The sequence below is a fragment of the Methanospirillum sp. genome (genome assembly GCF_028679455.1).
GTDB lineage: Archaea > Halobacteriota > Methanomicrobia > Methanomicrobiales > Methanospirillaceae > Methanospirillum.
Map to the genome: position 1 here is coordinate 1 of NZ_JAJRBM010000338.1, position 12,652 is coordinate 12,652.

Below are 12,652 nucleotides of genomic sequence, written 5' to 3' on the forward strand. Positions count from 1 at the left end.
CTGATGGGAATGAGCAGGTTGATTCCATGATCCATCTGGTAGATGATCAGAAGGAACATCAAATCATGGTTAATATGGGAGGATGATGAGGTGAAAAGTTCTCATCATTCAACACCAGATACCTGATATAAAACGTTTCCTCGGGTGGTATTTATCATGCAGAGCAGATAATCGCTCCTGACACCAGGAAATCCCCCGGAAAGCGCTGAATATTATATCCCTACCCAACATTTCAAAATTTGAAACCTGGAAATAGTTTTTTAAGGAGCAGGAACAGGTTCCTATCTAGATATTTCCGTTGTACCATATGAGTAGCCATACCGGATTCTCAATAGATACGGGACTGATTTCTCAATCACCTCGCTAGAATTTCCGGTGAGATCAGGTCTGGTGTTCGATCAATTATGAGTACCACATGATAAGGTGACAGAACCGAATCAAGACCCAACGATTCAACATCTCCATATCAGTCAATTAGAGCGAGTCAATCAGCACCGAACCACTCAAACTACGAATATCCTTTCATAACCGGAGATGAATGCCTACCAAGAGAGACACGATGAAAAAAGGAGATCCCGACAGGGGGGATGAGGGAAGTTTACTGCAGGAAGTGGCAATCGAAAAACTCAACAATTCTCCAAAGATTCAGGAATCGATACCCGGAAAAACCTCGGAAGAACGGATGTATGATCTGCAGGTACATCAGGTTGAACTTGAGATACAGGCTGAGGAACTCAGGCAGGCCCATCTTACCGTTGAGGAGTCCCGTGACCAGTATCTTGACCTGTACGAGTTCGCTCCGGTTGGATATATCACGCTCTCAAATACGGCAATAATCTCTCAGGCCAATCTCACTGCGGCAACACTTCTCCGTGTCGACCGGAAAAACCTGATTCATACCCGCTTTCGAACCTGGATAGATTCACAGGACAGAGATATCTGGGATCGCTATATGGCGAATCTCCTGCGAACCGATACAAAACTCACTATTACCTGCAGGCTCAAGCGTAATGATGGAACCGTCTTCCCTGCCAGGTTGGAGAGCATAAATCTCATCAGAAATTCTCATAATCAATCGATCCGGGTAGCGATCAGTGATATTTCTGATCTGAAAAAGACAGAAAACGAGTTGAAAGCAAGTCAGGACCGCTTCAGGCTTGCGATACAAAATGCTCACGTATCAGTTGCTATCCAGGACACGGACCTAATTTTTCAATGGGGATATAATCAGCAGATCATGCAGAATGAAGAGATCAAAGGAAAGAAGGATACGGATCTTTTCACTCAGGAAGATGCACACCATCTGATTGATCTCAAACGAAGGGTTCTTGAAACCGGGAATGAAGTCCATGAAAAAATATGGATGAACATTCAGGGGAGAAGAATGTTTCTTGAACTCAATCTGCAACCCATACGTGACGATAAAGGACGCATCACCGGTATTGGGACTGCTACCCTTGATCTCACCGAACAAAAACTGATTGAAGACGCACTGCGACACAGCGAGGAGAATCTACAGCGGACTCAGGAGATACTGGAGGCAGTAACGAAAGGGACTGAAGTACTCATCGCTGCACAAGACATACATTTTTGCTATATTTTTTTCAATCAGGCGTATAAAGAGGAGATGAAACGACGGACTGGGAAAGATCTGGCGTTAGGCTCCAGCATGATAGACATATTTGAGGGAGAACCTCAGGGAAATACGGTGCAGGAATGGAGACGTGTGCTTCAGGGTGATAATGTAAATTTGGAGGTTGAATTTGGGGAACCAGGTAAGAACCGCAGAGTCTATCATGTTCTATATACTCCAATCAGGGATGCCCAGGGTACGATCATCGGTGCGGGAGAAGTTGCATATGATGTCACCACCCAGGTGTTGATGGATGAAGAGTTGCGGGAGACAAAGGATTATCAGGATAACCTCATTACCTACGCCAACGCTCCCATTATTGTATGGGACCCGAAATTCAGAATAACCCTATTCAACCGTGCATTCGAACAACTAACCGGGAGAACTGCTCATGACGTTATCGGAAAGCAACTTGATATGCTGTTTCATGAACGGTATCTTGCTTCGGTAATGGAGCTCATCAAAAGAACGAAAGAAGGCGAACGATGGGAAAGTGTCGAGATTCCAATTCTACATAAAAATGGTGATATCAGAACTGTACTCTGGAATTCGGCATCTATTTTTGGATCTGACGGAAAAACCATCGTTTCAACCATCGCCCAGGGGCAGGATATCACTGACCGGAAAAAAAATGAATCTGAATTCAGACTCCGGGCTACCGAATATGAGAAACTGAATGAAACATTAAATGAGGAGATCAGGCAACGCACACGAGCAGATACCGCCCTGAAAAAAACCCTTTCTCTCCTGCATGCATCACTTGAATCAACCGCAGACGGCATCTTTGTAATTGATCATCGGGGAAATATTTCGAGTTATAATCAGAATTTTGCATCCATGTGGAATATTCCCCGGAATATTCTGGAGTCTGGAGAAGCTCATAAGGTCCTGGACTTAATTCTACCACAAATTAAAACACCTGAAAAATTTGCAGACACCATTACCAATTTTCATTCACATCCAACCCGTGAAAGCTTTGATATGATCGAATTTATCGACGGGAAAATCTTTGAGCGATATTCAAAACCCCAGAATATCGGTGATATCGTGGTTGGGAGAGTCTGGAGTTTTCGTGATATTACCGATCGGAAACGTGCAGAGAGAAAACTGGTATCCTCATTACAGGAAAAAGAAGTCCTTCTTCGGGAGATCCACCACCGGGTCAAGAATAATCTCCAGTTGATATCAGGTCTGCTGGATATGACCCGGATGCGGACAGAAGATGAATCAATCTACAGTATTCTGACCGATATGATGCTCAAGATTCAGACCATGGCTCAGATCCATACCCGACTCTATGAAAGCAAGCAGTTTGGCAAGATCAATATCACGGATCAGATCCGGGATCAGTCAAAAGCATTATCAAATATATATTCCAAAGAAGGGCATGAGATCACCTGCGAAATTCAACCAAATGAAGTTTTTCTTCCGGTAGACCTGGCACTTCCCTCTGCCCTGGTAGTAAACGAGATTCTCTCGAATGCATATAAACATGCTTTTACCGGTAGAGAGAAGGGAACAATTGACATATCGGTGGGAGAGATGGATGGAAGTATCCGGATTTCGATTCATGACAATGGTATCGGGATACCAGATCCAGAAGAGATCAGTCGTTCAAACAGTCTCGGGGTAAAGTTAATCAGGACCCTGGTTCAGCATCAACTCAAAGGTTCCCTGAGTATTACCAGTGTTCAGGGGACTCAGGTTTTGGTAGAATTCCCATATATCGCAAAGGGATAATTATCCATGTCTAAAATTCTCATCGTTGATGATGAAGCAATCATCACCATGCAACTTGAAGAGCGCCTCAGTACAATGGGATACGAGGTAGCAGGGATGGCTGCTTGTGGTGAAGAGAGCATCGGGAAAGCGAGACGGCTGGGACCTGATCTAATTCTGATGGATATCGTGATGCCGGGAAAGATAAATGGCATTGAAGCAGCGAGAATCATCACCACTGAATTGAATATACCGGTTGTTTTTATCACGGCATATGCAGATGATGCCATCATCGCAAAAGCGAAGAGTGTACGACCCTACGGGTATATTGTCAAACCCTTCAATGAACTGGAGATAAAAGCCGCTATTGAAGTTGCATTATTTCGTAGAGCAGCAGAGCAGGAAGAACAGAGATCAATCCAACCAATTCACCGGAAAATTTCTTCATCGCCTGGTGCCGGCCAGATTGATGGAGACGATCTGACCTATCTGGACCAACCCGAGATAAAAACCGTGTTACTTGAAGATATCTTCACTGATATCATGCTCTTTTTGTATACGGATCAGGCTGAGAAAGATCCCATCTTTAAATTTGCATTAGAAGAAGGGATAAAGAAAGGTGGACGCAATCTGTTTGCATACTCTCATTCTACGCTCCAGAAATACTTTCCCAAAGAGATCCAAAAACACGAACTGTATATCCACCGGATAAAAACTCATGAACTCTATACGCTTCTGTCGATTCTGGAAAAATGTACCGACTCGCTTCTCTATGAAGGTACAAAAGATACACTCCAGATCCTGATTGATTTTTCAGAAACCGAAGAATTTGATGAGATCATTGCCATCAAAAATCTGCTCCTTGATAAAAAGAAAAGTGGGACCCTCATATCAGGGATGATCGCCCTCAATATCGGAAAAATTGATCATACACTGATTAAAATCCTCGCAGAGGGGATCTCCAGAATCATTGTGTCTACCGGCAATGAAACGACCCTTTCATTTGCCCACCACACCTATCCGATCGATTCTCTCTCGGTTGTTCCCCAATCTACCATCGATGATGTAGTGAAAAAATTACTTGAGCCGGTAGTCCTGTCTCTTCTGGATAAACCGGTATCAGGATATGATATCGTTCACGAGATTCATAACCGGTATCAGGTTTTAATTCCTCAGGCACGGGTGTACACCCTCCTTCATGATCTGCTGTACAATGGGTATCTTGAGATACGGATTTCAGGGAAATCAAAGTTATATTGTCCAACTGAAAAAGGAAGAATCCACATCAGTCAGAAGCTCAATGATTTCAAAAAAGTGTTTGGGCATATACTGGGTGGAGGAAACGAATTACCCACGGAAAACACCGATACCAGGATCTGACGAGCAGACCAGTCTCACCAGATCCACTGAAATAATTCAAGACTCATCTGAGTTCAAACGGATACCGGTTCACTTTATGCTACCTTCATGGTGGATCTAAAAAATGAAACACGATTTGTAACATGCAGTCAGGTTTATCTCGTTTCATATGGTGGAATAAATAGGTACAAGGGTACCTACAAGAGGAGAAACTACCCCATTGAGAACAATACATGAACTCGTCTGACCAGGTGAATACTGACATATCAATCCTACAGATTGTCACCCTCCAGATGCATTAGAAAGATCTCACCATACAAAATAGGAGGTTTTTCTCTGGAACTCACCATGATTTCCAAGATACAATACCCGGGATAATCATCATGCTCAGGTCAGCATTGAGTACTGCATTGCCATTTCTCCAATAATAGGTTACATGTCAGTTTCAATCGGGTAGTTCTCCTCCTGTTTGTTTTTTGATAGGTGGTACACCTACCAGAACTGAAATGATGTAACTAAAAAATATGCAGTATGGTACCAACTATTTGATGTTGATACACATTACCGGGAAGTTTGGAATATATGAAACCTGTCACTATAACTGAGCCTGCTACAACACTCATAGATGAAGAGATATCTCTTCGGATCCTTACGAATCTGCCAGGTATAGATGAAGAAAAGATCAGGATTGATCTTGAAAATAATGCTTCATTGATTACCATAACAGCATCAGGTACCAGAGTTCAGTATCAGAAAAAAATTGTTATCCCCTACGACGTACGATTTCTGAAAAAGCGGTTTTCGGATGGGGTTCTTGAAATAATACTTGAAAAAACACTCACAAAATCCATCATCGAAACTATCTGAACAAGCCCTCTTCTATCACTAAAATCTATTACAGATTTTGTTTTAAAATTTGCATTTTGCCAACAATTCTATACAAATCATCATTCCATATCGATGGTATGGATCTTCCTGACCTGGTTGGAACATCCCGGATCTGATTTTCAGGAACATTGTACTCCACTCTATCGGGAATTCGTACGGGTGATACCAATGCAAGTAAAAATTGACCGCAAAGAATGCACCAGTTGTGGATCATGCTGGGATACCTGCCCAGGACTGTTTGAAGAGAACAAGAACGACTCGTTCAGTCAGATAATCGAACATTACAGAATCCATGGAAGCATCGCTGAAGGTATACCCGCACCTGAATTTGAAGATTGTGCAGCCGAGGCATCTGACAGTTGTCCGGTTCAGATAATTGAGATTACTGAATAATTTTCAGAGGTCCTGATTATCCGAAATCGGACACCCCGGGTTGCTAACATGTAACCGTTATTTGCCATAATCCTATTCTAAATTATCGGCTCTATAACAAAAATAATAGTAAAATGGGATTATTCTGCTATTTTTCCGGAGACCAGATATTGGATACACTATCAATGTTTTTACCCTTCACTATCCATAAACCAAGGATGAAAATAATCATTACTATGGCCAATCCAATCATAGAAATGACATCCTCTTCACTAAAACCTTGTGTTATCAATAAGATAAAATGACGGACAATAGCAGTCAGACCAATAATTAAAATCAGTTTGATATCAATATTCCCACATTTCAGTTCTTTTACAGTAATATACAGTTCAACAATGATTACCGTTAATAGTGCGGTGCTAATTATTCCTAATATGCCCGCATCTGATATCGGGCCGTGTATTCCAAGTAGTAATGTACCAATTGATAGATATACGAGGACTAAATTAAGAATTCCAATGAAAATAAATGATATCATGGAGAAGAAGATTAATAATACCATGGAGTAATCGATCCAACTGATATCCTCGGGTTTTAAATTTTTTATCAAGTCCATCGGTTTAATTCTGTTGCCTCCTGTTTCTTCATGTGACCCGTGAATAAAGAAGTACCGGTGATTTACAGTTTTTGATTTAGGACTGTCCAATGAAGCAAAATTTATTGGACAACCTCACAGAACTCCCTCAAATTATCCATACAATTGTAATATTAACGCCTGACATACGAAATCCCCACACCATATAATATCATTGGAGAATAATATTTTCACACAACAGTTCACAATTACAATTATTTACTAGCACAACCAATATGTGGATGTAGATGATCAGTCAGGAAGAGAGTCTCCAGGATGTTGCTGCAACTGATATTATGAGTCTGATAATTGATGTTCATACCATTATGATGCTCACAGCTCCAAATATTACAGGAATGCAGGAAGCAAAACTTCGCCTTCTTGGTATTCTGGAAATGACAGGGTTACAATCGATGACGGAGTTATGTAACCAGATGTTCATTTCAAAGCCCTACATGACCAGACTGGTAGATAGCCTGGTATCAGAAGGGTCAGTTGAACGACAACCCGATGTGAAAGATAGAAGAGTAATAAACATCTCTATGACAGACGAAGGGAGGGAATACCTTCGTAATATGCTCAAGGGATTAAGAAATCACATGATATCCTTTCTTTCAGGATTTTCTTCCTCTGATCTCGAAACAATTTGTAATGCCAGTGCAGAAATACATGCAACGTTTTCAAAAAATCCCAGTATTAGTAATCAGGGAACCTGGTCATTCTACACTTCACTGAATCAGAACAAATCTGAGTGAAATCATGGCCATTAAGGCCGAATAAAGACGGACGGCCCGGATCATGAGCGTTCCCTGCCTACCGGGCATTACCAATAATCCCTCTCAAAGGTATCCACCCCACCTTCGAAGTACGGGCGGAAATAATATGAGACCATTAGTATGATAATCACACATTTGCAAAAAGCATTTCTTATTGCGGGCATAGCCCTTCTCACTGTATCGATGATAACATCCCCGGCCCTTGCTGGAACGAAGTATTTGACCGGATCTCCGGATCTTACAGTCACAATTGTTGGAAACAACGAATTTGTACCGGGTACAACAGTAACACTTCAGATCCAGGTACAGAATTCAGGATTAAACGAGATCAAGTTTGTACAGACAGGAATCGTAGACACTGATGACATTCCCAGCACTGCGAAGATGGTGACCGTCTCCCTTCTGCCCGGTAACAGTCCTGCCCTGATCAAATCAGATCCACAGATGATCGGGGACATCAAAGGTTCAGAGAGTGTTCCTGCAACATTTGAGATCTTAGTCCCAGATGATGCAAAGGCCGGTGAGTATATGCTTCCGGTTGAACTGAACTATACGTACCTGCAAAATGCCGAACAACAGGGAACAGACAGTATCACCTACCGGTATGCTGAGAAGAGGGTAACCTTTAATCTGCCATTCATTGTTCAGTCTGCAATAACCTTGCAGATTGCTGACGTAAAAACCGAGAATATAAATGCAGGAGGTTCCGGGTACATCATACTCACCCTGAAAAATACCGGAACTGATACTGGTGAAAATGCCGTTGCAAATCTGAGCAGAAGCGGGAACTCCCCGATTGTTCCGGTCTCAAGCAGCGTATTTTTGGGAACATTTGCGCCAAATACGACCGCAACCGCCAAGTACAAAGTCAGTGTATCAAAAGATGCAGAGCCACAGGACTACCCGGTTACCGTATCAGTAGTATATGACAATACGGATGGAGAGACCGTTGTCACCCCGGACCAGAAGATAGGTGTCCCGGTAGGTTCTGATGTTGAATTTACCATTATCAGTGCAAATCCTGAACTGAATCCTGGGAAAAAGAGTTTCATCCAGGTGACCTACCGGAATGACGGGTCGATCCCGGTGTACGGGGCAGAAGTGCGAATCAGCGCAGTGGATCCCTTCACCAGTGCTGATGACCTCTCATACCTGGGAGATATACAGCCAGGAGAGAGTAAAGTTGCCAGATTCGGACTTACAGTCGATGCAACCGCTGATACCAAAATCTACGGGCTTGATTCAGAGGTAAAGTACCGTGATGCCCTGGATGATAGTCATGTATCAGATACGGTTAAGGTCCCGATTGATGTGGTTTCAAAAGAGGGATTTGCTGCACTCTTGTTTAACCCGGTAGTAATCGGATTGATTCTGGTAATCATTCTGGGTGGTGCATATTTCATCTACGAGTACAGACGAAAACAACAGACTCAGTAAAACTGACGAGGTAACATATCGATCATGCATTCAATTTTTTCCAGTATCGCTGATCTCATCGTTCAGAGGCCCGGGATCATCTCAAAGATCATCCTGGTCCTCATGGTGATATCCCTGTTTGGGATGACCATGGTTTCAATGCAGACCGGAACCGAAACCTACATGGATGTGAACTCACCGGAAGGAGTTCTGATTGAACATTACACTGAAACATTTTCGAAAGAGACCGTAATCCTTCTTGTCGAATCCGGTGATTCCACAAGTCCTGAACTTCTTCAATATATCGATTCACTCAAAGAACCACTGGAAAACCTTCAGTACGTGACTTCGGTATCAAGTATAACGGATATAATCAAATCTCTCAATAACGGTGTTCTTCCCTCCTCATCCGGAGAGATGGATGAGGTGCTTGCTAAGGTCCCTGATAATGTAATGAATGTGTACGTTCCATCAGGGATGCTGAACATGGGGACAATCGGCCTTGAGGCAGGATTATCAGAAGAGCAGAAATCAAGTGCCCTTTCAAACCTCAAGAGGTTTATTGAGAGTACAAATACTCCTCCCGGTATTTCGGTCAAACTGACAGGTTCAGCTGCATTCGAAGAGGAAATGGGTGCCGCGATGGGAGAATCAATGGGCACACTCATTCTGGCAGCACTCGTGCTCATGGTCATTGTTATGGGGCTGCTCTTTGGATATGTAAATCACCGGTTCCTCCCGGTAGTCATCGTTACCGCGGGACTTATCTTTACATTTGGTTTCATCGGCCTTGTTGGATATAAGATCAGTATGGCCGTCATTGCGGCGTTTCCAGTCATGATAGGACTTGGTATCGATTACGCCATTCAGTTTCATTCACGCCTTGAGGAAGAAGCGAGGGATCATCCACTACACGAAGCAATTCATACTACGATAACCAAGACCGGTCCTGCGGTGATGTATGCCATGCTTGCAACATCCATGGGATTTGTTGCCATGTACATCTCTCCGGTTCCGATGATGCAAGGGTTCGGCCTCGTCAGTATCATCGGTGTAGTGACCTGTTACATTACGTCACTTATCGGAATTCCCCTAATCGCGGTTCTCATTAATTACAAGGCAAAAGGGCACGGGATTTCAAAACAAGCAGCCATTGTTGATTCGGGGCTCTCAAAAACCGCGGTATGGGTTGCAAAACGACCCGTCCCCGTTCTCATGCTCGTGCTCTTTGTTGCGTTTGTCGGTATTCAACTAGATACCCGTATTCCGGTGAATACCGATGAAAATTCGTTCGTGCCTCCTGATATGCCTTCGAAAACCACGCTGGATAAGGTGACCCGGACGATCGGTTCTACTGATACTGCTCCGATTGTAATCCATGGATCAGATGCCCTCACTCTCGATTCGGTGAAATGGATGAAAGATTTTACTGATTTAGAGGTACGGACACGATCAAAAATTACTCAGGGAACCAGTATCGCGGATTACGTAATTACCTATAACAATGGGATGATGCCACAGACACAGAGTGAACTGGATGCGGTTTTGAATACAATTCCGGAGGACATCAGAAGTTCGTATGTGAACGGGAACAACGAGGCAGTTATCCAGTTTAACACAGTGAAGTTAACTACTGAAACCCAGAGCGATCTAAAAATGGATATCGAAGGGGATTTACAGTTGTATCCAGCACCACCAGGGATTAGAACTGATGTTACCGGCAGTTTTGCGATGTTTACAAACCTGGTGAATGATATTGTCGAGAGTAAAGAACTTATCACTTATACCGGGTTCGTCTTGGTTGCGCTGTTCCTGGCATTTGTGTACCGGAATATCAATGCAATAACCCCGATTGTGCCAATTGCCGCCGTGGTAGGATGGAATGCAGTTGCCATGTATATTCTGGGTATTGACTATAACGTCATGACCGCATGCCTGGGTTCGATGACCATCGGGGTAGCCGCCGAATATACCATTCTCGTAATGGAGCGATACATTGAGGAAAAAGAGAAAACTCCTGATGTTATTGAAGCACTGAAGAATAGTGTGAGCAAGATTGGTTCTGCCATCATGGTATCAGGATTTGCAACCTTTTTCGGGTTCTCAGCGCTGATCCTCTCGACCTTCCCTATCATCTCCAACTTCGGTCTCACGACCATTATTGCCGTGCTCTTTTCATTGATAGGAGCGATTGCAATCATGCCAGCAATTCTCTCCCTCGTCGATAAGGTCATTCATGGCGTGGAAGAACTGGAAGAGGAGGTATTGCATTATCCCCATTCTCACCAAAAATAAAAAATAAATGTATGACCATGATCTCTTTGAGATATGGTTATCGAAAACTCGACAGACCCATTTGAAACCATGAAGTACCTGAATAATACTCTGATGAATTATTCTTCCCTTAAATCACATCTAAAAGGAGATGTCAGGGATTTGGTACTCTCTCCGGTACCCGGTTCTCTACCTGTGTCAGGTTTTGTCCATCGGCAAACATAAGATGTACCGACTTTTTTGGAACTGTTGATCCATTCTCATAAGAGATAGTACCAGTTACTCCCTGGTATTCATGTACCTGATCTATCCCCTCTCTGATGTCTGCTCCAGACTGGATATACCCCGCTGCATTCGCCACAATCATGACCGTATCATAGCCAAGTCCGGCAAATGGTGTAGGGTCAGTTCCATATTCGATCCTGTATTCAGTAATAAAATCCTGAACTTCCAGAGAGAGATTATGTTCACCAAACCATGCATGAGTAGTGTAGTAGACATCTCCGTTGGTATCAAGAACCGCATCGGTAAGATTCTTCGTATCATACGAATCACCGCCAAATATCGGAGTTGCAGTCGTTCCACTATGAACCTGTCGTACCACAGCAGGTGCATCTTCAGGCCCAAACGCTAGATAATAAAAATCGGGTTGATCTCTCGAAGAGAGAGTGGTAAGAAGAGATGAGAGATCGGTCTTTGTGTTCAACGATATAGTAGCAATGACCTCACCTCCCAATTCTTTAAACCGTTCTGAAAAGTATTGCGCAAGAAGGGTGGTGTATTGCATATCCGCATCATAGATAACCGAAACTGAGTGATATGAGAGGTTTTTATACGCATACTCAGCAGCAAGAGAGCCCTGGGCGTTATCGCTGAAACATGTCAGATAGAGATACCCAGGCATTTCCTTCGGGAGCCTGGGGGAAGAGGCCCCAGAGGTTATAATGGGGACGTGATGGCTCGCTGCAACTTTCGCTGCAGGAAGAACCATATCTGTATCTGATAGTCCGATCAGCACAGAAACAGACTCATTTACAATAAGATCTTCAGCCTCTTTCCCTATGGTTTCCGGATCTGATGCCCCATCCCTCATGATAACATCGACCAAAACTCCATTGATACCTCCCTTTTTGGTTATGATCCTCTCTGCGATGAGGGCACCTTGAGAAGAGGGAACGTCGAGTGTCGCCTGGGATCCATTCAGGTTATAGATCGCCCCGATCTTCAATATGCCAGAACTCACATTACCATTTTGATCTGCCAATCCAATATGGCTGCAAAGGTAGAAAAGTACGAGGATACATAATGAGATGTTCCATTGATTCATATAGGATCACTCGTTTGTAATCGAATAAAAATATCGTGCCAAATCATATCCCGATTTAGAGACTATCAAAGTATGAACCTATGAAGAGTAAATACCTGAACGTTCTCTCATGAGTCTTTGAATATAATTTATGCGTAACTATTCAGCCCCTCTCAGCGCTCCCAACTGATTTATCGTAATTTCTTCTAAAAAATCGCTTATTTGCCTGAACAACCAGAGAAATACCGAAAGATCTTAGTATAATGAGAGTAAAC

The 12,652-nt window shown here is 43.1% G+C and carries 9 protein-coding genes; 7 read left to right on the forward strand and 2 right to left on the reverse strand.

All coding sequences use genetic code 11. The features are described from left to right. The first annotated feature begins 538 nt into the window (after nt 1–538). The 4 genes from LUQ50_RS11600 to LUQ50_RS11615 all read left to right on the forward strand — a co-directional run bounded on the left by LUQ50_RS11600 (nt 539) and on the right by LUQ50_RS11615 (nt 5,992). The gene (locus tag LUQ50_RS11600; RefSeq protein WP_300039995.1) at nt 539–3,373 is read left to right on the forward strand and encodes a PAS domain S-box protein; all 2,835 of its coding nucleotides are present in this window, start codon (nt 539–541) and stop codon (nt 3,371–3,373) included. A gap of 6 nt (nt 3,374–3,379) precedes the next feature. Then, entirely contained in the window at nt 3,380–4,732 is a 1,353-nt protein-coding gene (locus tag LUQ50_RS11605; protein WP_300039996.1) for a response regulator, read from the forward strand. Between the two features lie 561 nt (nt 4,733–5,293). Further along, nucleotides 5,294–5,578, forward strand: coding sequence for a hypothetical protein (locus LUQ50_RS11610; protein ID WP_300039997.1), 285 nt, complete (start codon nt 5,294–5,296; stop codon nt 5,576–5,578). Between the two features lie 189 nt (nt 5,579–5,767). Then, nucleotides 5,768–5,992, forward strand: coding sequence for a ferredoxin (locus LUQ50_RS11615; protein WP_300039998.1), 225 nt, complete (start codon nt 5,768–5,770; stop codon nt 5,990–5,992). Nucleotides 5,993–6,119: 127 nt separating this feature from the next. On the opposite strand, the gene LUQ50_RS11620 is transcribed toward LUQ50_RS11615, so the two are convergent. After that, nucleotides 6,120–6,587: a phosphate-starvation-inducible PsiE family protein gene (locus tag LUQ50_RS11620; protein WP_300039999.1), complete on the reverse strand. Its 468-nt coding sequence runs from the start codon at nt 6,585–6,587 to the stop codon at nt 6,120–6,122. 266 nt (nt 6,588–6,853) lie between these two features. Between LUQ50_RS11620 and LUQ50_RS11625 the strand changes: the two genes are divergently transcribed. The 3 genes from LUQ50_RS11625 to LUQ50_RS11635 all read left to right on the forward strand — a co-directional run bounded on the left by LUQ50_RS11625 (nt 6,854) and on the right by LUQ50_RS11635 (nt 11,092). Continuing rightward, nucleotides 6,854–7,360 carry a MarR family transcriptional regulator gene (locus LUQ50_RS11625; RefSeq protein ID WP_300040000.1) on the forward strand — a complete coding sequence of 169 codons (507 nt, stop codon included), beginning with the start codon at nt 6,854–6,856 and terminating at the stop codon, nt 7,358–7,360. Between the two features lie 141 nt (nt 7,361–7,501). Next, the gene (locus LUQ50_RS11630; protein WP_300040001.1) at nt 7,502–8,818 is read left to right on the forward strand and encodes an S-layer protein; all 1,317 of its coding nucleotides are present in this window, start codon (nt 7,502–7,504) and stop codon (nt 8,816–8,818) included. Nucleotides 8,819–8,842: 24 nt separating this feature from the next. Beyond that, on the forward strand, nt 8,843–11,092 hold the full coding sequence (locus tag LUQ50_RS11635; protein ID WP_300040002.1) for an RND family transporter: 2,250 nt from the start codon (nt 8,843–8,845) through the stop codon (nt 11,090–11,092). Nucleotides 11,093–11,225: 133 nt separating this feature from the next. On the opposite strand, the gene LUQ50_RS11640 is transcribed toward LUQ50_RS11635, so the two are convergent. After that, entirely contained in the window at nt 11,226–12,314 is a 1,089-nt protein-coding gene (locus tag LUQ50_RS11640; RefSeq protein ID WP_300040003.1) for an ABC transporter substrate-binding protein, read from the reverse strand. Nucleotides 12,315–12,652: the final 338 nt, after the last annotated feature.

Coding starts and splice junctions, on each gene's coding strand:
- LUQ50_RS11630 (WP_300040001.1), top strand. CDS start 7,502: ATGATAATCACACATTTGCAAAAAGCATTTCTTATTGCGGGCATAGCC.
- LUQ50_RS11635 (WP_300040002.1), top strand. CDS start 8,843: ATGCATTCAATTTTTTCCAGTATCGCTGATCTCATCGTTCAGAGGCCC.
- LUQ50_RS11610 (WP_300039997.1), top strand. CDS start 5,294: ATGAAACCTGTCACTATAACTGAGCCTGCTACAACACTCATAGATGAA.
- LUQ50_RS11625 (WP_300040000.1), top strand. CDS start 6,854: ATGATCAGTCAGGAAGAGAGTCTCCAGGATGTTGCTGCAACTGATATT.
- LUQ50_RS11620 (WP_300039999.1), bottom strand. CDS start 6,587: ATGGACTTGATAAAAAATTTAAAACCCGAGGATATCAGTTGGATCGAT.
- LUQ50_RS11605 (WP_300039996.1), top strand. CDS start 3,380: ATGTCTAAAATTCTCATCGTTGATGATGAAGCAATCATCACCATGCAA.
- LUQ50_RS11600 (WP_300039995.1), top strand. CDS start 539: ATGCCTACCAAGAGAGACACGATGAAAAAAGGAGATCCCGACAGGGGG.
- LUQ50_RS11615 (WP_300039998.1), top strand. CDS start 5,768: ATGCAAGTAAAAATTGACCGCAAAGAATGCACCAGTTGTGGATCATGC.